Raw genomic sequence first — 26,092 nt, 5'->3', positions numbered from 1 at the left:
CCAGAACAACAACCGCATCGCCGACACCATGCGGGTCGAGGCGATCACCGAGGTGATCGACGCCAAGCTGCGCTACCCGAACACCGCGCTGCTGTTCGTCGAGTTCGATGCCAGCCAGTTCCAGAGCATTCCGCAGATATCGGTGGAAGCGCGCGGCCGGCGGGTGCGGGTGCCGAGCAACTACGATCCGCAGACCCGTAGCTACAGCGGCACCTGGGACGGCTCGTTCAAGTCGGCCTGGACCAGCAACCCGGCCTGGCACTGGTACGACATCGTGTTGCACAAGCGCTTCGGCCTCGGTCGGCGGATCGACGCGAGCATGGTCGACAAGTGGTCGCTGTACCGCATCGCCCAGTACTGCGACCAGTCGGTGCCCGACGGCAAGGGCGGCCAGGAGCCGCGCTTCAGCTGCAACCTGTACCTGCAGAGTCGCGCCGAAGCCTGGACCGTGCTGCGCGACCTGGCAGCGATCTTCCGCGGCATGTCCTACTGGTCCGGCGCGGAAATGGTCGCGGTATCCGACATGCCGGAGGACGAGGCCTACACCTTCTCACCGTCGAACACCGTGCGTGGCGACGACGGCAGCCACTTCAACTACAGCAGCAGCCGCCAGCGCGATCGCCACACCCTGGCCCTGGTCAACTACGACAATCCGGGCAACGGTTACCAGAGCCAACCGGTAGCGGTGAACAATGACCGCGCGCAGCGCCGCTACGGCATCAGCCAGTTGGAGATCACCGCGATCGGTTGCACCTCCGAGGGCGAGGCGCAGCGGCGTGGCCAGTGGGCGCTGCTGACCGAGGAGCTGGAGCAGGACGCGGTGACCTTCCGCACCGGCATGGATGGCCGTGGGCTGGCGCCGGGGAAGATCATCGCCGTAGCCGACCCGGTCAAGTCCGGCAAGCAGATCGGCGGACGCCTGAGCGCGGTGGATGGCCGCGCGCTGACCCTCGACCGCGACGTCGAGGCCCGACCCGGCGATCGCCTGCTGGTCAACCTGCCGAACGGCAAGGCCGAGGCGCGCAGCGTCCAGTCGGTGGTCGGCCGCGTGCTGAGCGTGACCGCCGCCTATTCGGAGACGCCTCGGCCCCAGGGGCAGTGGGCGCTGCAGAGCAACAGCCTGACCACCCAGCGCTTCCGCATCATGAGCATCACCCGGCCGGAGGACAACCTTTTCGAGATCACCGCGCTGCAACACAACGCGAGCAAGTTCGACGCCATCGACAACGGTGCGCGCATCGAGCTGCCGCCGGTCACCAGCATTCCGCCGGGCGTGCAGGCGCCGCCGCAGAACGTGCGGATCAAGGCTTTCACCAAGGTCGACCAGGGGTTGGCGGTGACCAGCCTGTCGGCCTCCTGGGATGCCGCGCCGAACGCGGTGGCCTACGAGGCCGAATGGCGCAAGGACTCGGGCAACTGGGTGCGGGTGCCGCGAACCTCGGCGCTCGGTTTCGACGTGCCGGGCATCTATGCCGGTCGCTACCTGGTGCGGGTACGCGCCTTGAACGTGATGGAGGTCGGTTCGGTCTACGCCAGCAGTGAGGAAACCGCTCTCGAGGGCAAGACCACGCCGCCGCCGGCGCTGGCCTACCTGCGCTGCGTGGCCGGCCCCTGGCGCATCGGCCTGGAGTGGGGGTTCCCGGCCAGCGGCGCGGCGGACACCGCCTACACCGAGATCCAGCAGTCCGCCACGCCCGGCGGCAGCGAGGAGACCGCACGGGCGCTGGGCCTGTTCGCCTACCCAGGCAATACCCACCTGGTATCGCCGATACCGGCCGGCGAACGGCTGGCGTTCCGCGGTCGCTTGATCGACCGTAGCGGCAACGTCGGCGCCTGGTCGAACTGGGTCACCGGCACCAGCTCCAGCGACGCCAGCGAATACAACCAGTTGATCACCCAGGAGTACGTCGAGTCGGCGCTGGGCCAGCAATTTTTCTCCGATATCGAGCGGATGCAGGTGGATATCGGGGGCTTGCAGAAGCAGGTCGGCGACCTCGCCGACATTCTGCTGTACGACCCGGCCAAGGTCTACGCGAAGAACGACATGGTGCGACAGGGGCAGCGGTTGTACCAGGCACTGAAGGCTGTGCCGGCGAAGACGGCGCCGCCGAACGCGGCCTACTGGTCCGATATCGGCCAGTCGCTGGAAACCGCCAACGGGCTGGCGCAGCAGGTGGCGAGCCATACCGCTGAAATCAGCGAACTCGACGGCAGCCTTACCGCCCAGGCATCGCGCCTTGGCGTACTGCAGGCGGCGACCCGTGACGACGCGGATGACGGCAATGGCGCCATGGCCGATGCCCTGCGCGGCTGGAAGACCGTTGCCCGGGCAGCCCAGGAGGAAACCGTACGGGCCACCGAAAACGAGGCCCAGGCCACTCGCACGACGCTACTGGAGGCGCGCACCGCCGATGCCGAAGGGCGTATCGCCACGGTGGAACGGGTCGCGACCAGCGATCGCCAGGCCACCGCGCAACGTCTGGACCAGCTCTCGGCCTCGATCGGTGGCACCGCCGCCAGCCTACAGAGCGAACAGACCGCCCGCGCCAACGCCGACAGCGTCCTCGCACAGCGGATCGACACCGTGCAGGCGAGCACCGACACCAATAGCGCAGCGATCCAGACCACCTCCCAGGCGGTCACCTCGCTGGATGGCAACGTCAAGGCGATGTACAGCGTGAAGCTCCAAGCGCATGCCAATGGGCAGAAGTATGCGGCGGGATGGCAACTGGGGTTCGACAGTGGGACAAGTGTGTCGACCATGGCGTTTCAGGCGGATCGGTTTATCTGGTTCGACAGCTCCAGCGGGACGGCGGTAGCGCCGGTTTCCATTGTTAATGGACAGATGTTTATCAAGAGCGCCCTGATTCAGGACGGAGCGATAGATAACGCGAAAATTGGAAATGTCATTCAGTCAAATGCAATGTCCAATAACGGTATGCCGATATGGAGGCTGGATAAAGCGGGTACTTATACAGTACGAGACAGTGCAGGCCAGGTCAGAGTTGAGATGGGGCTTTTACAGTCATGAGTATCTATGGATTACGTATCTATCGAGAGAATGGGACCGCCGCTGTAGATATAACTGACAGGGCGTTGCGGGTTGTATATTCCAGGCGGGTTGATGCAGTTTCGAAAGGAGAAGCTGCCACGCCCGGCTTTGGCCCGAACAATGCTTCCGTCTACGTGATTGGTGATGAGCACAATAAGCGTCCGGTCTGGGCCCGAATGGGTGATGGCGTTGTTCAATGGGGCTACGAGGATTGGTGGCCATCACTATTCCATACTTCTGGAACCTTATATGTGGTGGCCAAGGTATGAGTGAGTATGGGGTCTTGGTAAGGAATGGCTTGGGGCAGACTGTAATAGATGGAGAGTTTCATAACCTTTCTCTTCTGTTGGAAAGAAATATTGAAGTCGAGACAAGTCAGTGGTTCTCACTGGATTTTCCATATGCGGTCACATCAGCTGCACCTCCTGTTCTAGCAGTTCAAGCTTGGAAGAATAAAATTCTTTACTTCGACTCAGTACAGTATCGAGGTGGGCCGGGAAACTGGACAGGCGCCACTCTGAGTTTTTCAGGGTATGGAACACATACATCCGGCTCCGTAAGAATTAGAGTTTATGCCTACGCATTGCCTTTGCTGAGAGGATATGGACTTCGTGTTCGAAACTCGGCGGGAAGTGTCGTTTTCGATTCTCTAAGACTTCCCTTGGTTTTTAGTGCGGAACTGGGCGGGGCGCCAGAAGATTGGGTTAGGGTATCTGGGGAACCGATTATAGGAGCTGGCCGCATAGACATATATCGCCCAGCGACATGGGGTCAGCCTGCCGATAGCTACATTGCAGTAGGCATGGCGCTTGACGTGGAATTTGGCAGAGTGGCGGTATCTGGTGGTACGGCTAATGCAATTATTTATATACGCTGGGGTTTCACTGAGGAGGGAGTGCCAAGGCTTATGCAGCATGCATATACCGGGCTTCCAAGTTCTTATCCTGGAATTCCAGCTGCTGTTTATTATGCTATGCCTTCAATTCCGATAATAAAGGCTTGAGTTGATTTTTGGGAGATAATGCTATGGCTTGGCATTCGAAAGGTTCGGTTTCCGTCACGCTGAATTCCGAAGCGGTGTTAGGAAACGCTACTGATTTTATCGCCAATGTGCGAACCGGCGATGCGTTCCGTGGCCCTGACGGCCGGTGGTACGAAATCACCAATGTGACCAGTGCAACGGTTATTTCTATCAAGCCCAATTATCAGGGTGCGACCGCTAGCGGCCAAGTTTATGCGGTTGTCCCAATACATGGTTATTCAAAAAACTTGGCAGACCAATTCCGCGACATCAACAACCAGTGGGGGGCCACCCTGGCAGGGATCAAACCCTGGGCGGTGTCCTCGACGGGCCAGCAGGCGCAGGCCGACATGGGAATCTCGGCTGTTGGTCGGGCCCTGAACAATGCTTCGACGCCGGCCAACGCCTTGAGTTACCTGGGGGGCGTCGCGCCCAATCAGATGGGCTGGGCTGGCAACGCGATGAATACGGCGGACCTCGATTCGCTGACCGTCTCGGGGCTATACGCTCATGGCACGGCGGTGCCTTCGCCGGTGAACAATGCCCAGGGCTATGTCTTGCATATGCAGCACGGCAACCCAGACTTCGCCGTCCAGCAGTGGTACCAGTTGAATTCCGCCACTGGCCAGTACATGCGGATCAAGGCCGGGGGTAACTGGTCGCGCTGGGTGTTGCAGTACAGCCAGTTCAACCTTGTCGGACTGGCGAGCTTCGATGCATCGAACAATCCATCCGGCGCCATCATCCAGCGCGGCGGGACTGTCGGTTTCAACGAGTATGTACGCTACGCCGACGGAACCCAGATCTGCTGGGGCAACACCACTACCAATGTGGGAGCCACCATGGCCTACCAGCCGGCTGGTACGTTGTCGTTCTATATCACTCCGGTTGCTTACTCGTGGGGGTTCCCGGTCTCGTTCTCCCGGCCTCCGTCTGTCATGGTCAACCCGATGAGAGCAGCAGGAAACAACGCTTCCCGTCCCTGGGGTTCGACGATGTCGGTCACCGAAACGCTGTTTTCCTGGTACGGCTATGACACCGCCAGCGTGGCCAGCGGGATGGCCGCCAGCTATGTCGCCATGGGGAGGTGGAATTGATGAAGCTGTTGTTGAAACCTTTGTTGCAGCAGGGCATCACGCCTGACAGGGAACGTCTCAGCGATGTCCAGGTGCGAGGGTCGGTGTTTATCCTGGATGGCGTCGAATACGATTTCGGAAGAATGCAGCCTGGCGGGTACCTGCCTCCGGAGGCATACCATGGTACGCCATTCATTGATATTCGCTTCGTGGACGGCGACCGCCTGTACCTGCACTACATCCACCAGGTGACCTCTGAAGTGATGATGCAGTTTCCCAGGGAGGTCGAGTCAATTCCGGTCGACCAGGATGGAAAAGTCGAGGTAGCGTTCAGCTATGAACATCCAATGGGATAAGTACGTCAGCCCTGCAAAGGCCGCGGCAGATGTGCGCGATCAGGCCTTGGCCAGTGCTCAGGCCAAGCGCCTTCTGGCCTATCGGGAAGAAAGCGATCCGCTCAAGACCGAAGCCGAGTTCGATGCGATCAAGGCCGGCGTCGAGCCGGACTATGGCGCCTGGATCGCCAAGGTGGAAGAGATCAAGTCACGATACCCGATGCCTGAATAGCCGAACTCCAGGCTCGCCTGGGCGTCAGCCCTGTGGTTCCGAACTAACCCTATCAAGCCCGCCGACTGCGGGTTTTTCATTATCTGGAGAACGTCATGCCTTGGTATTCCACAGGCACGGTTTCCGTCGTCCTCAATTCGGACACGGTGACCGGCAGCGGCACCGCCTTCAGCGCCAATGCGCGCGCCGGCGATGCCTTCAGAGGGCCGGATGGCCGTTGGTACGAGATCGGCAACGTCACCAGCGCCACCGTGTTGACCATCAAGCCCGCATATCAAGGAGCTACCGCCAACGGGCAGGCATATTCGATCACCCCGGTGCAGGGGTACTCGAAGACACTGGCGGATCAGTTCCGTGACCTCAGCAATCAATGGGGTTCCCTCCTGGCGGCAGTGAAGCCTTGGGCGATAGCGTCTACCGGTTCGCAGGCGCAGGCTGACATGGGGATCACCGAAGTTGGCCGTGCTATCAATGGAGCCTCTACCGTAGGCAATGCATTGGGGTTTTTGGGAGGTGTTTCCAAGACCCAAGCCCCCATGGCCCTGGATATGGACACGGTGAACGAAAGCGGATGGTTCTCGATAACCCCCAATACTTACAACGTGCCTCTCGGAAACAACAATATCAGCGGTGTGAACGGCCATGTCGCTCTGTCGATGGTATTCGACGCCAGTACCCGCTATCAGCTGTTCTTCGTGAGAAATACCAACCTCCCAGAGGTTTGGTACAGGAGCTGTACCAATGGAACCTGGAAGGAATGGGTCAGGTTTTATACGACAGACAATATCGTGGGGACCGTAACGAGGCGACTTGTTACGGGTAAGCCCACCGGGGCTGTGATGGAGAGCGGGACAACTTCCAACGGCTGGTACGTTCGCTTTGCGGATGGTACCCAGATGGCAGCGGCAAGATCCGAACCGGGCCTTTCGTTTGGAGCTAACGTGATACAGCTACCAGCTGCCTTCGTTACGGGCTTCAATACCGGGGTGACCTGCAATTGGATTCCCTCCAGCGGATGGCCTGCCACTGCAGGGCAGGGGGTTCGTGGAGCCTATCTCAACGGTAGCAGCTCTGTTTCTTTCGCGACGGCGCAGGCACTGGGGGCTAACGACACCATTACGGTGATGGCTGTGGGGAGGTGGTACTGATGCGTATCGAACTCAGTCCGGTTGTAGTCCTGCCCGAGGACTCGACTGATATGGATGTCATGGTTTCCGGAGATTCGATAGCCGTCTCGGGTGTCATGTACGACTTCTCGCAGTTACCGGAGGGGGGATATCTGCCAGCCTCTGCCATCCATGAGGGGCCTTTTTCCGGGAGGGTTACCAGGGCAGGCGGAGAGATATGCCTGACATTGGTGTTTCCCATCCGGGGGAGCTACAGCGAAGCTGCCAAATTCCCTGTCCCCATCCATATCGTTGAAGACGGAACCGTGGAGTTGCCCAAGTGATCGATTGGAAAATGATGAAAACACCGGATCAGGTTTCCAGAGAGCGGGTTCAGCAAGAATATGATGCTGTGTTGGCCAGACGTGCCGAGGCCTACCGTTTGGAAAGCGATCCGATCAAAACGGAAGTGGAGTTCGATTCGATCCGTGCAGGTGTGGAGACGGATTACGCCGCCTGGCTTGCCAAGGTCGAAGAGATCAAGGCCAGATATCCGCTCCCGCGCATCTGACCTAGCTGATGGACGCAAGCCTGCCTCGTGTAGGCTTCGCCATTTTAGATCGCTACTGTCGGGCCTCTGCTTGGTAAACAATTTCCGCTTCTTAAGCCTCTTTCTTCCGACATCCCGCTGTTGCACCCATCCTCCCCACTGGGCTATGTTCCCCAACATGGCTCCGTGAGACCGCTATCGTGATCCACCTCAGCAGCATCATCACCTCCCTCATCAAGGCATTCGCCCGTTGGCGCTGGCGCGCCTGACTTCTTTTTCGCCGGCCTGGCCGGTCACGTCTCCCTGCGTCCCCCGTTTTCCACAGGCATAATGCCGACGATCCACTCCCCCTTCCTCCGCGAGCGCGCCGGGAACCGGGTGTGGCGAAAGCCGGGTGATGCGATTCGCATAAGAATGAAATCAAGAGGTTACAGCCAGCATGCTGCTGATGATCGATAACTACGACTCCTTCACCTACAACCTAGTGCAGTACTTCGGCGAGCTCAAGGCCGAGGTCAAGGTGGTGCGCAACGACGAACTGAGCGTGGAACAGATCGAGGCCCTGGCGCCCGAGCGCATCGTCCTTTCCCCCGGTCCCTGCACCCCCAACGAGGCCGGCGTCTCGCTGGCCGTGATCGAGCGCTTCGCCGGCAAGCTGCCATTGCTCGGTGTCTGTCTTGGCCACCAGAGCATCGGCCAGGCCTTCGGCGGCGAAGTGGTGCGGGCGCGGCAGGTGATGCATGGCAAGACCAGCCCGATCCACCACAAGGACCTCGGCGTGTTCGCCGGCCTGGCCAATCCCCTGACGGTGACGCGCTACCACTCGCTGGTGGTGAAGCGAGAGAGCCTGCCGGAGTGCCTGGAGATCACCGCCTGGACCCAACATGCCGACGGATCGCTCGACGAGATCATGGGCGTACGCCACAAGACCCTGAATGTCGAGGGCGTGCAGTTCCATCCCGAGTCCATCCTCACCGAGCAGGGCCACGAGTTGCTGGCCAACTTCCTCCGCCAGCAGGGCGGCGTGCGTGGGGAGGGCAACTGAGATGGATATCAAGGGAGCCCTCAATCGCATCGTCAACCAGCTCGACCTGACCACCGAGGAAATGCAGGCGGTCATGCGCCAGATCATGACCGGGCAGTGCACCGACGCGCAGATCGGCGCCTTCCTGATGGGCATGCGGATGAAGAGCGAAACCATCGACGAGATCGTCGGCGCGGTGGCGGTGATGCGCGAACTGGCCGACGGCGTGCAGTTGCCTACGCTGAAGCATGTGGTCGACGTGGTCGGCACCGGCGGCGATGGCGCGAACATCTTCAACGTATCCTCGGCGGCGTCCTTCGTGGTCGCCGCCGCTGGCGGCAAGGTCGCCAAACACGGTAACCGCGCGGTCTCCGGCAAGAGCGGCAGCGCCGACTTGCTGGAAGCCGCCGGCATCTACCTGGAGCTGACCTCCGAACAGGTGGCGCGTTGCATCGACACCGTCGGCGTCGGGTTCATGTTCGCCCAGGTCCACCACAAGGCGATGAAGTACGCCGCCGGTCCGCGCCGCGAGCTGGGCTTGCGGACTCTGTTCAACATGCTTGGCCCACTGACCAACCCGGCGGGAGTCAGGCACCAGGTGGTCGGGGTGTTCACTCAGGAACTGTGCAAGCCGCTGGCTGAAGTGCTCAAGCGTCTCGGCAGCGAGCATGTGCTGGTGGTGCATTCGCGCGACGGGCTGGATGAGTTCAGTCTGGCCGCGGCGACCCACATTGCCGAGTTGAAGGACGGCGAGGTACGCGAGTACGAAGTGCGTCCCGAGGACTTCGGGATCAAGAGCCAGACCCTGATGGGGCTGGAGGTCGACAGTCCGCAGGCCTCGCTGGAACTGATCCGCGACGCTTTGGGGCGGCGCAAGACCGAGGCTGGGCAGAAGGCCGCCGAGCTGATCGTGATGAATGCCGGCCCGGCACTGTACGCTGCCGATCTGGCGACCAGCCTGCACGAGGGCATTCAACTGGCCCACGATGCCCTGCACACCGGGCTGGCACGGGAGAAGATGGACGAACTGGTGGCCTTCACCGCCGTTTACAGAGAGGAGAACGCACAGTGAGTGTGCCGACGGTTCTGCAGAAGATCCTCGCCCGCAAGGCCGAGGAGGTCGCCGAGCGCCGTGCGCGCGTCAACCTGACCGAGGTCGAGCGGCTGGCGCGTAGCGCCGATGCGCCGCGCGGCTTCGCCAATGCCCTGCTGGAGCGGGCCAAGCGCAAGGAGCCGGCAGTGATCGCCGAGATCAAGAAGGCATCGCCGAGCAAGGGCGTGCTGCGCGAACACTTCGTCCCGGCGGAGATCGCCCGCAGCTACGAGGCGGGTGGCGCGGCGTGCCTGTCGGTGCTCACCGACGTGGACTTCTTCCAGGGCGCCGATGCCTATCTGAAGGAAGCGCGGGCCGCCTGTGCGCTGCCGGTGATCCGCAAGGACTTCATGATCGATCCGTACCAGATCGTCGAGGCGCGGGCGATCGGTGCCGACTGCATCCTGCTGATCGTCTCGGCGCTGGACGACGTGCTGATGGCCGAACTGGCGGCGACTGCCAAGTCGGTCGGTCTCGACGTACTGGTCGAAGTGCATGACGGCACCGAGCTGGAACGTGCACTGAAGACCCTGGACACGCCGTTGGTGGGCATCAACAACCGCAACCTGCACACCTTCGAGGTGAGCCTGGAAACCACCCTCGACCTGTTGCCGGAAATTCCCCACGACCGCCTGGTGGTCACCGAGAGCGGTATTCTCAACCGGGCCGACGTGGAGCTGATGGAAGTCAGCGAGGTCTACGCCTTCCTGGTTGGCGAGGCGTTCATGCGGGCCGACGATCCTGGCCTCGAGCTGAAGCGCCTGTTCTTCCAGGAGCGTGGCGGTGTGGTGCTGGGCGCCGATCCTGACTGATCCGCGCTGTCGAACCCCATGAAAAAGGCCGGTTGCGACCGGCCTTTTTCATGGGTGCTGTTCAGCGGGTGCCGAAGACCACCATGGTCTTTCCTTTCACATGCACCAGGCCCTGCTCCTCCAGGCTCTTCAGCACGCGTCCGACCATTTCCCGCGAGCAGCCGACGATCCGGCCGATCTCCTGGCGGGTGATCTTGATCTGCATGCCGTCCGGGTGGGTCATGGCGTCCGGTTGCTGGCACAGGTCCAGCAAGGTGCGGGCGACGCGTCCGGTGACGTCGAGGAAGGCCAGGTCGCCCACCTTGCGGGTGGTCTTGCGCAGGCGGTCGGCCATCTGGCTGCCGAGGGTGTAGAGGATCTCCGAGTCCTGCTGCGACAGTTCGCGGAACTTCGCATAGCTGATCTCGGCGACTTCGCATTCCACCTTGGCACGAACCCAGGCGCTGCGTTCCTGTTCGCTGCCTTCCTTTTCGAACAATCCCAGCTCGCCGAAGAAATCACCGCTGTTGAGGTAGCCGATGATCATTTCGCGGCCGTCGTCGTCCTCGATGAGGATGGTGACCGAACCCTTGATGATGAAGAACAGCGTTTCGCAGCGATCGCCGGCATAGATGATGGTGCTCTTTGCGGTGTAGCGGCGGCGGTGACAGTGTGCGAGCAGCTTGTCTAGGTGTTTGAGTTTGGGTGTGTGGGTAATAGCTACCATGCCCGAGTCCCGAAAGAATAAAGAATATGCCTGACGTACAAGGCGATGTTTTTTTGAGTTCTTATGGAGAGACCTGCCAGGGCCCGGGAGCTCAGCGGAGAGCTCCCCCCAACCGGGCAGATCAGGAAGTGTGCCAGTAAACCGCGTCCAGCTTAACAGACGGACCATGAAGGTCGATGTGATTTTGCGACGCAGCTATCAGGACTGTGATCCCGTACTGTCCTTGGGCCCTGTGCTAAGCTGGCGCCCTTTGCCGGCGGGAGTCTGAACGATGAAAGCGCGTATCCAGTGGGCGGGCGAGGCGATGTTCCTTGGCGAGTCCGGTAGCGGCCACGTGGTGGTCATGGACGGTCCGCCGGACCATGGCGGACGCAACCTCGGGGTGCGCCCTATGGAGATGGTCCTGATCGGCCTCGGCGGCTGCACCAACTTCGATGTGGTCAGCATCCTGAAGAAGGCGCGCCAGCCGGTGGAGAGCTGCGAAGCCTTCCTCGAGGCCGAAAGGGCCGACGAGGAGCCCAAGGTGTTCACGAAGATCCACGTGCACTTCGTGGTCAAGGGCCGCGGTCTCAAGGAGGCCCAGGTCAAGCGCGCGGTGGAGCTGTCGGCGGAGAAATACTGCTCGGCATCGATCATGCTCGGTCGCGGCGGGGTGGAGATCACCCACGACTACGAGATCGTCGAACTCGGCTGAGACGACATCCGGTCATCATAAAAGGGGCGCAAACTCTGGCGGAGGCTTGATTGGCTCTGCATAATGCGCCCCTTTTTTCGTGCCGCGCGATTCCGTCGGGCGGCCGTTCAGTTCGGAAGATTCTTCCGCTCTGATAGACGTTTCCCGAGCCATCCCGGTCGGGTGACCAATGGCGCCAGCCGGCGCCCGTGCAACTCAACAAACCACAATCGCCATCGCGAAGAGGTGTTAACCGTCCTACGCAGGTGCGTCGTTCGCATCTGACGGGCATGCCCCAACCCTGCGGCAGAGCCGCAAGCAACCGAGAGAGTTCCCCACGGTGAAAAGCAAACTCAAGCTCCACGGGTTCAACAACCTGACGAAGACCTTGAGCTTCAACATCTACGACATCTGCTACGCCGAGACGCCCGAAGACCTCCAGGCCTACGTGCAGTACATCGACGAAGAGTATGACGCGGAGCGTCTGACGCAGATTCTTACCGATGTTGTCGACATCATCGGCGCCAATATCCTGAACATCGCGCGTCAGGACTACGACCCCCAGGGCGCCAGCGTGACCATCCTGATCTCCGAGCAGCCGGTCACTCCGACCGACAGCCAGATCGAAGAGTCCCCGGGCCCGCTGCCGGACACCATCCTGGCGCACCTGGACAAGAGCCACATCACCGTGCATACCTACCCGGAAATCCATCCGGTGGACGGCATCGCGACCTTCCGCGTGGACATCGACGTTTCCACCTGCGGAGTGATCTCCCCGCTGAAGGCCCTGAACTACCTGATCCACCAGTTCGACTCGGACATCGTCACGGTCGACTATCGGGTCCGCGGCTTCACCCGCGACATCGAGGGGCGCAAGCATTTCATCGACCACGAGATCAACTCGATCCAGAACTATCTCTCCGACGACACGCGCGAGGCCTACCAGATGACCGACGTGAACGTGTACCAGGAGAACCTGTTCCACACCAAGATGCTGCTCAAGGACTTCGAACTGGAGAACTACCTGTTCGGCGACGCTACCCGGACGCTCTCGGCGGAACAGCGCGAGCAGGTCACGGAACGGCTCAAGCACGAAATGCTGGAGATCTTCTACGCGCGCAACATGCCGCGCTGATCGCACACGAGAAAGAAAAAGCCCGCTTCGAGCGGGCTTTTTCATGCGTGCGATTCAGATGCGGTAGGTGCTCTTGGTCATCACCTTCGCCAGCAGGCTCATGCCCAGCTTCACCGGTGCCGGGAAGCGCAGGCCGCCGGCGGCCAGGGCGTTGCTCGAATGCTGTTCCTCGTCGATACGCATCTGCTCGAGGATGGCACGGGATTTCCGATCCTCCTGGGGAATCTGCGCCAGGTGTTCGTCCAGATGCTTGCACACCTGGTCTTCGGTGGCGGCGACGAAGCCCAGGCTGACCCGGTCGCTGACCAGCCCGGCGGCGGCACCGACGCCGAAGGACAGGCCGTAGAAGATCGGATTGAGCACGCTGGGACGGCTGCCCAACTGGCGGATGCGTTGCTCGCACCAGGCCAGGTGGTCGATCTCCTCCTCGGCGGCTTCCTCCATCGCCTCGCGGACCTCGGGCAGCTTGGCGGTCAGCGACTGGCCCTGGTACAGCGCCTGGGCGCAGACCTCGCCGGTGTGGTTGATGCGCATCAGGCCGGCGATATGGCGGGTGTCTTCCTCGCTCAGTTCGCCATCGGGTTCCACGATGGCCGGCGACGGTCGCGCCGGCTGGCCGCTGAACGGCAGCAGGGTGCGCAGGGCGGAGTCGGCCTGCAGCAGGAAACGGTCGATGGGCGAATAGTGGCGGTCGGCGGACATGGCGCACCTCCGGAAACGAAAGATCGCACCAGTTTACCGGAAGTGCGCTGATAGCAGGATGTTGCGGACGGGCTGCGATGTCGCAGCGCCAGCAGGGACTCAGCCCGGCGGCCAGTGCATCTGGCGTTGACCCAGCACGTGCATGTGGATGTGGTGCACGGTCTGCCCGCCAAGGTCGTTGCAGTTCATCACCACACGGAAGCCTTCCTCGCAGCCCTGCTCCCGGGCCAGGCGCTGGGCGGTGAAGAGGATATGGCCTGCCAGCGGCCGGTCTGCCTCGGTCAGGTGCTCGAGGGTGGGAATGTGCCTTTTCGGGATGACCAGGAAGTGCACCGGCGCCTGCGGGCCGATATCGTGAAACGCGACAACTTCCTCGTCTTCGTAGAACTTGCGCGCGGGAACTTCCCCCGCCACGATCTTGCAGAACAGACAGTCCATGGGCGATTCCTCCGGCCTCGGGTGCTTTCCCGAGTGTAGCGGTGCCCGTCGCGACCGCCCAAGCGTGAAGGAGCCGCAGTGAAGAACGACATACACGACCTCGGCCTGGTCCTGGATTCCCGGGTCAAGCTGATCCTGATCGAGTCCTGGGACGAGCCGAAGGTGATGGAAACCCTCACCGGCCTGGCGGTCAGGCGCGGCCTTGGCCTGTATGCCTGGTCGGTGACCGAGGGCGTGCAGCGCCTGGGCTTCGGCGGCGAGCCGCTGGGCGGGGAGGAGAGCCGCGACCCGGTCGCGGCGTTGCGCTTGATCAAGCACGATCAGCAGGCGAATCTCTACGTGCTCTGCGACCTGCATCCTTTCCTTGGCGACAGCCCGACCCTGGTGCGCCTGCTCAAGGAAATCGCCATGGCCGAAGGCAATCATCGACCGACCGTGGTGCTGGTGTCCCATGCGCTGAAGCTGCCGGCCGAAGTGCAGCGCTTCGCCGCGCGGTTCTCGCTGTCCCTGCCCAGTGAGGACGAACTGCTCGGCATCGTCCGCGAGGAAGCGACGCGCTGGAGCGAGCGCAACCGTGGTGCCCGCGTGCGCACCGACAACCGCACCCTGCAGCAGGTGGTGAAGAACCTGCGTGGGCTCAGCCATGCCGAGGCGCGGCTGCTGGCGCGCAACGTGATCTGCAACGATGGGGCGATCACCCAGGAGGACCTGCCCGAGCTGAACCGCACCAAGTTCCAGCTACTCGACCTAGAGGGCGTGCTGAGCTTCGAGTACGACACCGCGCGCTTCGCCGAGGTCGGCGGGCTTGCCGCGCTCAAGCGCTGGCTCGGCGAGCGTCAGTCGGCGTTCCTCGCCGGCACGCCTGGCGACCAGCCGAAGGGCATGATGCTGGTCGGCGTACAGGGCGCCGGCAAGAGCCTGGCGGCCAAGGCGGTGGCCGGCCTCTGGGGCTTGCCGTTGCTGCGTCTGGATTTCGCCTGTCTCTACAACAAGTACTTCGGCGAAACCGAGCGCAACCTGCGCGAGGCGCTGCGCCTGGCCGAACAGATGGCGCCCTGCGTGCTGTGGATGGATGAAGTGGAGAAGGGCATTTCTGGTGGCGACCAGGACAACGGCGTCAGTCAGCGCGTGCTGGGTACCCTGCTGACCTGGATGGCCGAGCGCGAGGCGCCGGTCTTCATGGTCGCCACCGCGAACGCTATCGACCGCCTGCCGCCCGAACTGATCCGCAAGGGACGCTTCGACGAATTGTTCTTCGTCGACCTGCCGACGCCGGAGGTTCGCGCCGAGATCTTCCGCATCCACCTGCAACGCCGCGAGCTGGAGCCGGCACAGTTCGACCTCCATCTGCTGGCGGCTGCCAGCGAGGGTTTCAGCGGGGCGGAGATCGAGCAGGCGGTGGTGGCGGCACTGTACGCCGGGCAGGCGCGACAGCAGGCGGTGGATCAGGATCTGTTGCTCAGGGAACTGGCGCGAACCTCGCCGCTGTCGGTGCTGATGGCGGAAAAGCTCGCCGCGCTGCGGACCTGGGCCAAGGGGCGGGCGGTACCGGCAGACTGAGCCAACGGCGAACCTTGCCGCCCTGCGAGGAGAGGCCGGTCAACCCCGTGGGGCGGAGGGTACCGCCGAGGCGTTGATCCGCGCGGCGAGTCGGCGCACCAGCCAGCGTGGCGCCAGGCGTGGGCTCAGCGCCAGCAGGCGATTGCGCCAACCGGGGACGATCAGGGCGCGGTTCTTGTCCAGCCCGCGCAGGGCCAGCAGCGCGACTTCCTCCGGGGTCATCATCAGCTTGCTCCGGTCGAGCCTGCCGAGCCGCATCCCGGCTTCCCGGAAGAATGCCGTGCGGGTTGGCCCAGGGCACAGCACCGAGACCTTGACGCCGCGCTCTTTCAGTTCTTCCCGCAAGCCTTCCGAGAAGTGCAGGACGTAGGCCTTGCTGGCGTAGTAGTTGCTCATCCAGGCGCCGGGCTGGAAGGCGGCCACCGAGGCGATATTGAGTATCTGGCCCCCGCCCTGTGCCGCCATGCGGGCGCCGAGGGAGTGGCAAAGGCGGGCCAGGGCCAGGATGTTGAGTTCGATCAGCTCCTGTTCCCGCGCCCATTCCTGGTCGATGAAGGGGCCGGAGGTACCGATCCCGGCATTGTTAACCAGCAGGTCGATCTGTCGTTCGCCCTGTTCCAGTTCGTGCAACAACCCTGACAGTTGCAGCGGCTCGGAAAGATCGCAGGTGCGGAACAGCACTTCCACGCCGAAACGCTGCGCCAGCTCATAGGCGATGCTCTCCAGCGCGTCGCGCTGGCGCGCCACCAGGATCAGGGCGCGACCGCGCCGGGCCAGGGCTTCGGCTAGGGCCAGGCCGATACCGCTGGAAGCGCCGGTGATCAGGGCATAACGGGGCATTCGAGACTTCTCCGAAACGGACGGGGAATTGGACCCCGCCCGTCGCGAGGGGTTGCGTGGCTACTGTTGGTCGTCGTCTTCCATGGCCTCTGCCGCCGCCGTGGCGGCTTCATCGGCTTCGGCCGCCGCTGCGGCGGCCTGCTCGTCGGTTGTGTACGGGTCGGCTGGAGCGCTGGCGCCGCCGTCATAGTTCGCTCGCTCCAGGTAACCCTGGTAGGACGGCAGGGCGATGGCGGCGATGATACCGACTATCGGCAGCAGGATGATCAGACTGGCCAGGACTTTCACCCCGGTGCTGTTCGCCGGCGGCGGCGGACCGTAGCGGTTGGCGCCGGTGCTGCCGGGCAGGACCAGCATCAGGATGCCGAACACGCTGCCGACGAAGGGGACGAAGTTGAGCAGCCAGAGCCAGCCCGACCAGCCGAGGTCATGCAGGCGCTGCACGCCGATCATCACGGCGATGACGATGAAGGCGATCGAGGCCAGGGCGGTGACGGCCACGCCGACGGTTTCGCCGAGCAGGAAGCCCAGGCCCATGATGACCAGGAAGCACAGCGTCATCGCCATCGACCAGCCGAGATAGCGCAGGCGTCCGATCCGGCCGTTGGTGGTGAACACGTTCAGCTCGCCGAACTCGGGGAGGGTGTCGCCGACCTGGGCGCTGGGCGGTGTGTAGGGAGACGCGCCCGCGGCCGCGGAGGCCGCAGGCGCGGCGTTTTCGCCGAGCTGCGCCTGGCGTGCCAGGTACTTCTCGATGATGATGCCGCAAGCCGAACATTCCGCTCCGCTGGGCTGTTCATGGCCGCATTTCGGGCAGGTCATGGGAGGCAGGTCTTGCGCCGGGGTTTCCTCCGCGACCTGGGGGTTGTGATCGGGCGTTTCCACCAGGCTCAGGCTGGCCGCCAGGTCGACTTCCTTGTAGGCATTGGCGCCGGCCTGGCGCAAGGCGGTCAGGTAACGCTCCGCCTCGGCCTCTGGAAGTTCGCGTTTCAGCACCACCGGGCGACCGCCGAAGAGGGCGTCGATCTTGCCCGGTTCGCTCTTGAACAGGCGGGCGAGATTGTCCTTCACGGTTTCGAGCGATGCGTCGGGCATCAGCTCGCCGGAGAAGACGATCTTGAAGCGTTGGTCGGTCATGCAGGCATCCTTGTCAGCTGGGGTGAGAGAAATGCAGCCGACAGCCTAATCGGCGGCCTTGGCGCCCACAAGCGCGAGATGAGAACTCCCGCACAAGCCGGGGCGCCGTGACCCGGCGGTTTCAGCGCGGCCAGCGGTTGGCCAGGCGATCCATGTTCCGCAGGGCGGCGCGATATTCCCGGTCGAGGCGGGCGACCAACTCGTCGACGCCGGGCAAGTCGTCTATGTTGCCCGCGCCCTGGCCGGCGGACCACACGGTCTTCCAGGCCTTGGCCTCGTCGTTCACCGGCTTGAGTTTCTCGCCGTAGTTCATGTCTGCCTTGTCGGTCAGGCGCTTCAGATCGTAGCCGGCGGCCTCCAGGCTTTGCCGCATGAAGCTGGCCGGTACGCCGGACACCGCCGGGGTGTGCACGATGTCGGCGGCGCGTGCCTCCAGGATCATCTGCTTGTAGGCGTCGGAGGCATTGCTCTCGCGGGTGGCGATGAAGCGAGTGCCGAGATAGGCCAGGTCGGCGCCGAGCATCTGTGCGGCGAGAATCTCGTGGCCGTGGTTGATGCAGCCGGCCAACAGCAGGGTCTTGTCGAAGAACTGGCGGATTTCCGCGACCAGCGCGAAAGGGCTCCAGGTCCCGGCGTGGCCGCCCGCGCCGGCCGCCACCGCGATCAGGCCGTCGACCCCGGCCTCGGCGGCTTTTTCGGCGTGGCGGCGGGTGGTGACGTCGTGGAACACCAGGCCGCCGTAGCTATGCACAGCGTCTACCACTTCGCGCACTGCGCCGAGGCTGGTGATGACGATCGGTACGCGGTGCTCGACGCAGATCCGCAGGTCGGCCTGCAACCGCGGATTGGTGTTGTGGACGATCAGGTTCACCGCATAGGGCGCGGGATTGTCCAGCGCCTGCAGGCCGGCCCCGATTTCCTCCAGCCAACCCTCGAAGCCGCTGCTCTCGCGCTGGTTGAGCGCCGGGAAGCTGCCGACGATGCCGCTGCGGCAGCAGGCCAGCACCAACTGCGGGTTGGATACCAGGAACATTGGCGCGGCCACCATCGGCAGTCGCAGGCGTTGGTCGAGCAGGGCGGGCAAGGACATGGACAGGACTCCTGGGTCAGAAAGGTTTGAGCACCACCAGTAGGACGATCAGCAGCAGGAACAGTACAGGCACTTCGTTGAACCAGCGGTAGAACACATGGCTGCGCCCCGGCTCGCCGCGGGCGAAGCGCTTGAGCATGGCGCCGCAGGCGTGGTGGTAGCCGATCAGCAGGACCACCAGGGTCAGCTTGGCGTGCAGCCAGCCTTGGCTCAGCCAGCCGGGGGTGAGATAGAGCATCCAGAGGCCAAGGACCAGGGTGGCGAGCATCGAGGGCATCATGATCCCTCGGTAGAGCTTGCGCTCCATGACGCAGAAGCGTTCCCGGCTGGTCTGGTCCTCGCTCATGGCGTGGTAGACGAACAGGCGCGGCAGGTAGAACAGGCCGGCGAACCAGCAGACCACGGCGATGATATGGAAGGCTTTGAGCCACATGTACATCAGGACATCCTCTTGATCACGGTGCCCCGATAGTAGAGGGATGGCTGGAACGCGTCACCCTGGCGGCTTGCCGCTGTCTGATTTGCCGGCAGATATGGCCGCATAACAGGTAGGAACATTCGGATAGGGCCTCGCAGCAATTTCTGCCCGACGACCCCGGGGGCTAGACTGCCGACCGAAGGGCCGAACCGGTCGCAAAGCCGGACGCCCAGCGCTGTTCATGCCGGCGCTCGGCTCTTATCATTGGCCTCTTTTGGCTAGCTTGCCTCAGCGCGCGGAGTGATGGACAGATGATCAAGGTCGGCATCGTTGGCGGTACGGGTTATACGGGCGTGGAACTGCTGCGCCTGCTGGCGCAGCATCCGCAGGCCCGGGTGGAAGTGATCACTTCACGTTCCGAGGCGGGGGTGAAGGTCGCCGACATGTACCCGAACCTGCGAGGTCATTATGATGACCTGCAGTTCAGCGTGCCGGACGCGCAGCGCCTCGGCGCCTGCGACGTGGTGTTCTTCGCCACGCCGCACGGCGTGGCGCACGCGCTGGCTGGCGAACTGCTGGACGCTGGGACCCGGGTCATCGATCTGTCCGCTGACTTCCGCCTGGCGGACGCCGAGGAGTGGGCGCGCTGGTACGGACAGCCGCATGGCGCTCCGGCGCTGCTCGACGAGGCTGTCTACGGCCTGCCGGAAGTGAACCGCGAGAAGATCCGCCAAGCCCGCCTGATCGCCGTGCCGGGTTGCTACCCGACCGCGACCCAGCTGGGCCTGATCCCGCTGCTGGAGGCCGGCCTGGCCGACGCCTCGCGGCTGATCGCCGATTGCAAGTCCGGGGTCAGCGGCGCCGGTCGGGGTGCCAAGGTTGGCTCGCTGTTCTGCGAGGCGGGCGAAAGCATGATGGCCTACGCGGTCAAGGGGCATCGGCATCTTCCGGAAATCAGCCAGGGCCTGCGTCGGGCCTCCGGCGGCGACGTCGGGCTGACGTTCGTACCGCACCTGACGCCAATGATCCGCGGTATCCATGCAACCCTCTATGCCCATGTCGCGGATCGCTCGGTCGACCTCCAGGCGCTGTTCGAGAAGCGCTACGCCGACGAACCCTTCGTCGACGTGATGCCGGCCGGCAGCCATCCGGAGACCCGTAGCGTGCGTGGCGCCAATGTCTGCCGAATCGCCGTGCATCGCCCCCAGGGCGGCGACCTGGTGGTGGTGCTGTCGGTGATCGACAACCTGGTCAAGGGCGCCTCGGGCCAGGCGCTCCAGAACATGAACATCCTGTTCGGGCTGGACGAGCGCCTGGGCCTCTCGCATGCGGCCCTGCTCCCCTGATGTCCGGCTGGGAACTCCAGTTCCGTGATCCACGGCGGGCCTGGCTGGTCCGCCTCGGGGTGGGTGCGCTGCTGCTGGCGGTTCCGCTGGCGTTTCTCGGCGGTCGCTGGTCGACCGGGGCGGACGCCGCTCGCAGCGAGGCCGATGCGCAACGCCAGGAAACCCTGATCGGCGAGCAGAAGGCCGAGCTGGAGCGCCTGCGTACCGAAATCGAGGTGTTGCGCAGCGGAGAACGTCTCAGCCAGCAGGCCACCGAACAGAGCCGGCAGACCATCAAGCTGCTTGAGGACCAGGTGTTCAAGCAGCAACAGGACATCGCGTTCTACAAGGGGGTCGTCGCGCCGGCCAGCAAGGCGGATGCGCTGGAAATCCGTGCCTTTGAGGTGCAGGGCACGGACGACCCGCAGCGCTTCCGCTATAAGGTGATGCTCAGCCGCCTGGGCAGGGACGACCGCAAGCTGGATGGGCGGCTGAAAGTCCGCATCAGCGGCAAGCTGGCGCGCAAGGACGCTACCTACGACCTCGAACAGCTCTCGCCGGAACTGGGCAAGACAGGGCTGTCGATTTCCCTCCGGCATTTCCAGTCGATTCCAGAAGGGGGGCGTTTCGCCGAGCTGGAGCTGCCGAAGAACTTCATCCCGAAGCTGATCGACGTACGTGCGGAGCTGAATGGCCAGTCCAAACCGCTACAGCGCCGTTTCGATTGGCCGAAGCAGTGAGTGAGCATTATGTGGAGCAAGAACAAAGGCCGGGCCGACGTCCAGCGTTTCACCGGGCAGACCAGCCTGATCGCCAGCGGCGCCGAACTGGTCGGTGACATGAACCTCAAGGGCGCGGTGCAGATCGACGGCACCGTCCGCGGAGCGTTGCAGGCGCACGAAGGGCTGGTGCGGGTCAGCGCCGGCGGTCGTGTCGACGGCGAAATCCGGGCCCCCCATGTGATCATCGACGGTCAGGTGGATGGCGACATCCATGCCATCGAACGCCTGGAGCTGGGGGCCCAGGCCCGGGTGAAGGGCAATCTTCACTATGGGCTGATCGAAACCGCCATGGGGGCCCAGATCGAGGGCCGCCTGTGCCCGATGACCGAGGCCAGTCCGCGCCCGCTGGAACTGCCTGCCAGCGTGGAAACTGTGGATTAGTTGACCATTTTTCTGGGACAAGAGGATAATGGGCGTAATGTTGTAACGCACGGCCTCAAGCCGGGAGATTCGGAAACATGAGCATCGAGACCTTCACCCCTACGCCCCTGCTCTTTACCCCAGGCGCAGCCAACAAGGTGAAGACGTTGATTGACGAAGAGGGCAATCCTCGCCTGAAACTGCGTGTATTCGTCACCGGCGGCGGTTGCTCGGGCTTCCAGTATGGCTTCACCTTCGACGAAGATATCGCCGATGACGATACCGTGATCGAGCGCGATGGCGTGGGCCTGGTGGTGGACCCGATGAGCTTCCAGTACCTGGCGGGCTCGGAAGTCGACTACCAGGAAGGCCTGGAAGGTTCGAGGTTCGTCATCAAGAACCCGAACGCCGCCACGACTTGCGGTTGCGGACAGTCGTTCTCGATCTGACGTCGATGGGGCCGCTACGAAAACGCCGCGCTTATATGCGCGGCGTTTTCGTTTCAGGCGGGATACAGCGCGCCCAGAGTCCTGGGACCGAGCGCACCGGTCACATCAGGGCAGTTGCCGGGCAGGCGCTCGAGAAACCGATGGGCTAGCCAGGCGAATGCCATGCCCTCCATCCAGGCAGGGGGAATGCCGTATTCGTCGGTACTGGCGACCCGAGCTTCGGGCATCAGCAGGGCCAGGCGCTTCATCAGCGCCGTATTGAAGGCGCCGCCGCCGCATACCAGCACCTCTTCGCAGTCCGGCTGGGCGTCCAGCAGCGATTCGCTGATGCTGCGCGCGCTCAGCTCCAGCAGGGTTGCCTGGATATCCGCTGCCGGCAAGGCAGGGTGACGAGCCAGGTGCTCCTGCAGCCAGGGCAGGTTGAAGCGCTCGCGCCCGGTACTCTTGGGGCCACGCGCGGCGAAGAATTCATCCGCCAGCAGGCTTGCCAGCAGTGCGTGGTTCACCTGGCCGCTGGCGGCCCACGCACCGTCCCGGTCGAAATGTTCGCCGCGCTGGTGATGAATCCAGGCGTCCATCAGCACGTTGCCCGGGCCGCAGTCGAAGCCGCGTACCGGCTTTCCGGGACTGAGCAGCGAAACGTTGCTGAAGCCACCGATGTTCAGGACCGCCCTGGAGGCGTCACCATCGCCAAACAGCGCCTGATGGAAGGCCGGTACCAGCGGGGCGCCCTGGCCGCCGGCTGCGACGTCGCGGCGGCGGAAGTCGGCGACGACATCGATGCCGGTCAGCTCCGCCAGCAGGGCGGGGTTGCCGATCTGCACCGTGAAGTGGCGAGCGGGTTCATGCCGGATGGTTTGACCGTGACTGCCGATGGCACGGACTCCGTCGGGGCTCATCTGCTGCTGGAGCAGCAGTTCGCGCACGCCCTGTGCTGCAAGGGCGACCCAGCGTTGCTCGACTTCGGCGGCGCGGGCGATTTCATCGGGACCGGGGACGCACAGGGCGAGGATGTCTTCGCGCAGCCCGGCCGGCATGGGTAGGTAATGGGAAGCGAGCAAGGTGGTGCGATCACCTTGCTCGATCAGGACGATGTCCATGCCGTCCAGGCTGGTTCCGGACATCAACCCCAGGTAGCGCGGCACGATCAGCGCTGCTTGTTCAGGGCCAGGAGGGTTTTCTTCTCCTGATCCATGCGCGCGATCATCGGCTGGGTCTGCGCCATGAAGCGCTTGCGATCTGCGCCACCGAGCGGGTCCGCCATGGGCAGCTTGGCACTCAGCGGATCGACGTGACGGCCATTGATCTGGAACTCGTAGTGCAGGTGCGGGCCGGTGGCCAGGCCCGTCATGCCCACGTAACCGATGATCTGGCCCTGCTTCACGCTGGTACCGGCGCGGATACCCTTGGCGAAGCGGCTCATGTGTCCGTAGATGGTCCGATAGCGCTGGCCGTGCTGGATCACCACGGCGTTGCCGTAGCCCCCCTTGCGTCCGGCTTCGAGGATCTTGCCGTCTCCGGTGGCCTTGATCGGTGTGCCGATGGGAGCAGCGTAGTCGACGCCCTTGTGCGCGCGGATCTTGTTCAGGATCGGGTGGCGGCGGCCCAGGGAGAAGCGCGAGCTGATGCGGGCGAAATCCACCGGCGTACGGATGAATGCCTTGCGCATGCTGGAGCCGTCGGCGCGGTAGTAGCTGGTATTGCCCTGCTTGTTGGTGTAACGCACGGCGGTGTAGGTCTTGCCGCGGTTGACGAAGCGGGCGGCGAGGATATTGCCGGTCGCCACTTGCTTGCCGTTGACCTTGTGCTGTTCGTAGATCACGTCGAACTCGTCGCCCTCACGCAGATCGAGGGCGAAGTCGATGTCGTAGCCGAAGATGTTCGACAGCGACGTGACCAGGTTATAGGGCAGGCCGGCGTTACGACCGGCAACGAACAGCGAGCTGGTGATGCGGCCATGGGCATAGGCGGTATGCAGGTCGATCTGGGCCTTCTCGCGTTTGAAGGAGTAGCCCTTGTCGGTCTTGTCCAGGCCGATGGTCTCGAGTTCGCTCTGCTTGACTCGCAGCGCCTGCAGCTCTCCTTTGGGGTCGAGCTTGAGCTTGACCTCCTGGCCGACCTTCAGATGGGTGAAGCGCTTGGCATCCTTGCTGCTGGTCAGCATGTCGTGCATGGCCGAGGTGGAAAGGCCTGCCTTGGTGAATACGGTCGACAGCGTATCGCCACTGGCGACGGTGATGGTCTTCCACTCGGGATCGACGGGCTTGGTGTCGGCATCGGCTACAGATGTGCCCGGTTTGTCCGAGTCTTGCTCGGCGGTGTTGTCGTCGGAGGCGCCTTCTACCTGAGCGAAAGGCGTGCCTTCGTCGCTGGAATTGGTGACCGATTGCAGCAGGAGGTCGTCTTTCTCCTGAAGGAGGCGATCGGTGTTGCTTTCAAGCTCCAGATTGAGCGTGGTCCTCTTGGCCTCGACTTCGCTCGAGGGGAACACCAGTAGTGCCAAACTGAGGAGCGCTGCAACACCGCTGGCGGCCAACAAGTGGCTTTTCGGGTAATACGGCGGCGCTTTCTGATCGGATTGCGTCATGGCGTGATTGGTGTTTTTGGATTGTGAATAAATAACTGCCTAAAATATAACCAAAATCTCCTTGAATCAAGCCAAAAGTCGCGTCTGGCCTGGCTCCGTCCCCCTGACGGTCGGCAAAATTTGTTTTTAGTCTGCGATCTTGTATGGTTGGTTCCCTTTCGATCTTGGCAATTGGGCAGAACCTGTAAATGAAGTCGGTTGAAGAGCAGCTGGCGCTGATCCAGCGCGGTGCAGACGAGATCCTGGTAGAGGCGGAACTGGTGGCCAAGCTGAAGCGTGGCCAGCCCTTGCGGATCAAGGCCGGCTTCGACCCGACCGCTCCCGATCTGCATCTTGGCCATACCGTGCTTATTAATAAGCTGCGCCAGTTCCAGGACCTGGGGCATCAGGTGATCTTCCTCATCGGCGACTTCACTGGGATGATTGGTGACCCCAGTGGGAAAAGTGTTACCCGTCCTCCCCTGACGCGCGAGCAGGTTCTGGAGAATGCGGAGACGTACAAGTCCCAGGTCTTCAAGATCCTCGACCCGGCCAAGACCGAAGTAGCCTTCAATTCCACCTGGATGGACCAACTGACCCCGGCTGACTTCATTCGTCTTGCCTCTCAGTACACCGTTGCGCGGATGCTGGAGCGTGATGACTTTAGCAAGCGCTATGCCAGCAATCAGCCCATCGCTATCCATGAGTTCCTCTATCCGCTGGTCCAGGGCTATGACTCCGTCGCGCTGAAGGCGGACGTCGAGTTGGGTGGCACCGACCAGAAGTTCAACCTGCTGATGGGGCGCGAGCTGCAGCGTGCCTATGGCCAGGAGGCCCAGGTGATCCTGACCATGCCGTTGCTGGAAGGGCTGGATGGCGTGAAGAAGATGTCCAAGTCGCTGGGCAACTATATTGGTATCCAGGAAGCGCCGGGTGTCATGTACAGCAAGCTGGTCTCCATTCCTGACACGCTGATGTGGCGTTACTTCGAACTGCTCAGCTTCCGTTCCCTGGATGAGATCGATAGCTTCCGCAAGGACGTCGAGGCGGGCGCCAACCCGCGTGACATCAAGATCAAGCTGGCCGAGGAGATCGTCGCCCGCTTCCATGGCGAGGAGGCGGCGGCGAGCGCACACAAGTCGGCCGGCAATCGCCTGAAGGAGGGCGAGCTGCCGGAAGACCTGCCGGAGATCGAGCTGTCGTCCCCCGAGGATATGCCCGTTGCCTCTGTCCTTAATAAGGCGGGGTTGGTGAAGAATGCGGCTGCGGCTCGCGATCTCCTGGGTGCCGGCAGCGTCAAGGTGGATGGGCAGGTCGTCGACCGCACCTTCATGCTGGCGCTGGGTGAGACCCGTGTGTTCCAGGCAGGGAAGAAGGCTTTCGCGCGCATCACGCTGAAGGCTGAATAATTCTTTCAAATAAGTGTTGACGCCAGTTTCTATCTCCCTATAATGCGCACCACTCCCGGCGACGGCGAAGAGTAAATGCTTGAAAATCAAGTATTTACGGATTCTCTCCCGGGAGTGGTGAAGCGCTCCGGCAGGTTGTTCGTCGCAGCGGTTCGGTCCCGAAAGGGGCTCGAAACGAAGCTTCATCGAGGTGCTTGACAG

The 26,092-nt window shown here is 62.9% G+C and carries 28 protein-coding genes; 19 read left to right on the top strand and 9 right to left on the bottom strand.

The window, feature by feature from the left end; genetic code table 11:
• From HMPREF3014_RS16190 to trpC, 11 genes are all read left to right on the top strand, one after another.
• Window positions 1–3,031 (top strand): TipJ family phage tail tip protein (locus HMPREF3014_RS16190; RefSeq protein WP_070753841.1); only part of this gene is annotated, 3,031 nt, incomplete at its 5' end.
• 235 nt (window positions 3,032–3,266) lie between these two features.
• Entirely contained in the window at window positions 3,267–4,055 is a 789-nt protein-coding gene (locus HMPREF3014_RS16185) for a hypothetical protein (protein ID WP_003118927.1), read from the top strand.
• A gap of 23 nt (window positions 4,056–4,078) precedes the next feature.
• On the top strand, window positions 4,079–5,170 hold the full coding sequence (locus HMPREF3014_RS16180) for a pyocin knob domain-containing protein (RefSeq protein ID WP_003115342.1): 1,092 nt from the start codon (window positions 4,079–4,081) through the stop codon (window positions 5,168–5,170).
• Complete coding sequence (locus HMPREF3014_RS16175; protein ID WP_023085656.1) at window positions 5,170–5,505, top strand: hypothetical protein; 336 nt, start codon at window positions 5,170–5,172, stop codon at window positions 5,503–5,505. The genes HMPREF3014_RS16180 and HMPREF3014_RS16175 overlap by 1 nt, the downstream gene beginning before the upstream one ends.
• The gene (locus HMPREF3014_RS16170) at window positions 5,486–5,716 is read left to right on the top strand and encodes a hypothetical protein (RefSeq protein WP_003118928.1); all 231 of its coding nucleotides are present in this window, start codon (window positions 5,486–5,488) and stop codon (window positions 5,714–5,716) included. Before HMPREF3014_RS16175 ends, HMPREF3014_RS16170 begins: the two co-directional genes overlap by 20 nt.
• 95 nt (window positions 5,717–5,811) lie before the next feature.
• Window positions 5,812–6,864 (top strand): pyocin knob domain-containing protein, encoded by a 1,053-nt coding sequence (locus tag HMPREF3014_RS16165; protein WP_009315200.1) that lies wholly within the window; start codon window positions 5,812–5,814, stop codon window positions 6,862–6,864.
• Window positions 6,864–7,166, top strand: a complete 303-nt coding sequence (locus HMPREF3014_RS16160) for a hypothetical protein (RefSeq protein WP_003113177.1) — start codon at window positions 6,864–6,866, stop codon at window positions 7,164–7,166. Before HMPREF3014_RS16165 ends, HMPREF3014_RS16160 begins: the two co-directional genes overlap by 1 nt.
• Window positions 7,163–7,393 (top strand): hypothetical protein, encoded by a 231-nt coding sequence (locus HMPREF3014_RS16155; RefSeq protein WP_003118930.1) that lies wholly within the window; start codon window positions 7,163–7,165, stop codon window positions 7,391–7,393. The genes HMPREF3014_RS16160 and HMPREF3014_RS16155 overlap by 4 nt, the downstream gene beginning before the upstream one ends.
• Before the next feature lie 418 nt (window positions 7,394–7,811).
• The gene (locus HMPREF3014_RS16150; protein WP_003101640.1) at window positions 7,812–8,417 is read left to right on the top strand and encodes an aminodeoxychorismate/anthranilate synthase component II; all 606 of its coding nucleotides are present in this window, start codon (window positions 7,812–7,814) and stop codon (window positions 8,415–8,417) included.
• A gap of 1 nt (window position 8,418) precedes the next feature.
• Window positions 8,419–9,468, top strand: coding sequence for an anthranilate phosphoribosyltransferase (gene trpD / locus HMPREF3014_RS16145; protein WP_003085203.1), 1,050 nt, complete (start codon window positions 8,419–8,421; stop codon window positions 9,466–9,468).
• Window positions 9,465–10,301, top strand: coding sequence for an indole-3-glycerol phosphate synthase TrpC (gene trpC, locus HMPREF3014_RS16140; RefSeq protein WP_023086932.1), 837 nt, complete (start codon window positions 9,465–9,467; stop codon window positions 10,299–10,301). The genes trpD and trpC overlap by 4 nt, the downstream gene beginning before the upstream one ends.
• Window positions 10,302–10,362: 61 nt before the next feature.
• On the opposite strand, the gene crp is transcribed toward trpC, so the two are convergent.
• Entirely contained in the window at window positions 10,363–11,007 is a 645-nt protein-coding gene (gene crp / locus HMPREF3014_RS16135) for a cAMP-activated global transcriptional regulator CRP (protein WP_003085214.1), read from the bottom strand.
• Window positions 11,008–11,278: 271 nt separating this feature from the next.
• Between crp and HMPREF3014_RS16130 the strand changes: the two genes are divergently transcribed.
• Together HMPREF3014_RS16130 and speD are read left to right on the top strand one after the other, a co-directional pair.
• Window positions 11,279–11,701: an OsmC family protein gene (locus tag HMPREF3014_RS16130; RefSeq protein ID WP_003085219.1), complete on the top strand. Its 423-nt coding sequence runs from the start codon at window positions 11,279–11,281 to the stop codon at window positions 11,699–11,701.
• 319 nt (window positions 11,702–12,020) lie between these two features.
• A complete protein-coding gene (gene speD, locus HMPREF3014_RS16125) occupies window positions 12,021–12,815 on the top strand; it encodes an adenosylmethionine decarboxylase (RefSeq protein ID WP_003101641.1) in 795 nt (264 codons plus the stop codon).
• A gap of 54 nt (window positions 12,816–12,869) precedes the next feature.
• On the opposite strand, the gene coq7 is transcribed toward speD, so the two are convergent.
• Together coq7 and HMPREF3014_RS16115 are read right to left on the bottom strand one after the other, a co-directional pair.
• A complete protein-coding gene (gene coq7, locus HMPREF3014_RS16120) occupies window positions 12,870–13,517 on the bottom strand; it encodes a 2-polyprenyl-3-methyl-6-methoxy-1,4-benzoquinone monooxygenase (RefSeq protein ID WP_003085224.1) in 648 nt (215 codons plus the stop codon).
• 99 nt (window positions 13,518–13,616) lie between these two features.
• The gene (locus HMPREF3014_RS16115; RefSeq protein ID WP_003085225.1) at window positions 13,617–13,955 is read right to left on the bottom strand and encodes a histidine triad nucleotide-binding protein; all 339 of its coding nucleotides are present in this window, start codon (window positions 13,953–13,955) and stop codon (window positions 13,617–13,619) included.
• 78 nt (window positions 13,956–14,033) lie between these two features.
• Between HMPREF3014_RS16115 and HMPREF3014_RS16110 the strand changes: the two genes are divergently transcribed.
• Entirely contained in the window at window positions 14,034–15,515 is a 1,482-nt protein-coding gene (locus HMPREF3014_RS16110; RefSeq protein WP_003117981.1) for an AAA family ATPase, read from the top strand.
• Window positions 15,516–15,554: 39 nt separating this feature from the next.
• Here the strand turns inward: HMPREF3014_RS16110 and HMPREF3014_RS16105 are convergent, their stop codons facing one another.
• From HMPREF3014_RS16105 to hemJ, 4 genes are all read right to left on the bottom strand, one after another.
• Window positions 15,555–16,355, bottom strand: coding sequence for an SDR family NAD(P)-dependent oxidoreductase (locus HMPREF3014_RS16105; protein WP_003113172.1), 801 nt, complete (start codon window positions 16,353–16,355; stop codon window positions 15,555–15,557).
• A 60-nt stretch (window positions 16,356–16,415) separates the two neighbouring features.
• Window positions 16,416–17,492: a DUF805 domain-containing protein gene (locus HMPREF3014_RS16100; RefSeq protein WP_017148739.1), complete on the bottom strand. Its 1,077-nt coding sequence runs from the start codon at window positions 17,490–17,492 to the stop codon at window positions 16,416–16,418.
• 121 nt (window positions 17,493–17,613) lie between these two features.
• Entirely contained in the window at window positions 17,614–18,582 is a 969-nt protein-coding gene (locus HMPREF3014_RS16095) for an NAD(P)H-dependent flavin oxidoreductase (RefSeq protein ID WP_003117983.1), read from the bottom strand.
• Window positions 18,583–18,598: 16 nt separating this feature from the next.
• Window positions 18,599–19,021, bottom strand: a complete 423-nt coding sequence (gene hemJ, locus HMPREF3014_RS16090; protein ID WP_003113170.1) for a protoporphyrinogen oxidase HemJ — start codon at window positions 19,019–19,021, stop codon at window positions 18,599–18,601.
• 290 nt (window positions 19,022–19,311) lie between these two features.
• Between hemJ and argC the strand changes: the two genes are divergently transcribed.
• The 4 genes from argC to erpA all read left to right on the top strand — a co-directional run bounded on the left by argC (window position 19,312) and on the right by erpA (window position 21,916).
• Window positions 19,312–20,346, top strand: a complete 1,035-nt coding sequence (gene argC / locus HMPREF3014_RS16085) for an N-acetyl-gamma-glutamyl-phosphate reductase (RefSeq protein WP_003113169.1) — start codon at window positions 19,312–19,314, stop codon at window positions 20,344–20,346.
• A complete protein-coding gene (locus HMPREF3014_RS16080; protein ID WP_003085249.1) occupies window positions 20,346–21,065 on the top strand; it encodes a DUF6776 family protein in 720 nt (239 codons plus the stop codon). The genes argC and HMPREF3014_RS16080 overlap by 1 nt, the downstream gene beginning before the upstream one ends.
• The gene (locus tag HMPREF3014_RS16075; protein WP_003120826.1) at window positions 21,066–21,488 is read left to right on the top strand and encodes a bactofilin family protein; all 423 of its coding nucleotides are present in this window, start codon (window positions 21,066–21,068) and stop codon (window positions 21,486–21,488) included.
• Between the two features lie 77 nt (window positions 21,489–21,565).
• Window positions 21,566–21,916, top strand: coding sequence for an iron-sulfur cluster insertion protein ErpA (gene erpA / locus HMPREF3014_RS16070; RefSeq protein ID WP_003085254.1), 351 nt, complete (start codon window positions 21,566–21,568; stop codon window positions 21,914–21,916).
• A 53-nt stretch (window positions 21,917–21,969) separates the two neighbouring features.
• Here the strand turns inward: erpA and HMPREF3014_RS16065 are convergent, their stop codons facing one another.
• Window positions 21,970–23,061 (bottom strand): anhydro-N-acetylmuramic acid kinase, encoded by a 1,092-nt coding sequence (locus tag HMPREF3014_RS16065; protein ID WP_023086933.1) that lies wholly within the window; start codon window positions 23,059–23,061, stop codon window positions 21,970–21,972.
• A 2-nt stretch (window positions 23,062–23,063) separates the two neighbouring features.
• Window positions 23,064–24,503, bottom strand: a complete 1,440-nt coding sequence (locus HMPREF3014_RS16060; protein ID WP_023086934.1) for a peptidoglycan DD-metalloendopeptidase family protein — start codon at window positions 24,501–24,503, stop codon at window positions 23,064–23,066.
• Between the two features lie 188 nt (window positions 24,504–24,691).
• On the opposite strand from HMPREF3014_RS16060, the gene tyrS reads away from it, so the two are divergent.
• Window positions 24,692–25,891, top strand: coding sequence for a tyrosine--tRNA ligase (tyrS, locus tag HMPREF3014_RS16055; protein ID WP_003113167.1), 1,200 nt, complete (start codon window positions 24,692–24,694; stop codon window positions 25,889–25,891).
• Window positions 25,892–26,092 lie beyond the last annotated feature (201 nt).

The organism is Pseudomonas sp. HMSC065H01 (assembly GCF_001815235.1).
GTDB classification, from domain to species: Bacteria; Pseudomonadota; Gammaproteobacteria; order Pseudomonadales; family Pseudomonadaceae; genus Pseudomonas; species Pseudomonas aeruginosa.
Note: the sequence above shows the minus strand (reverse complement) of the source record. Positions and strands in the feature narration are given on the sequence as shown.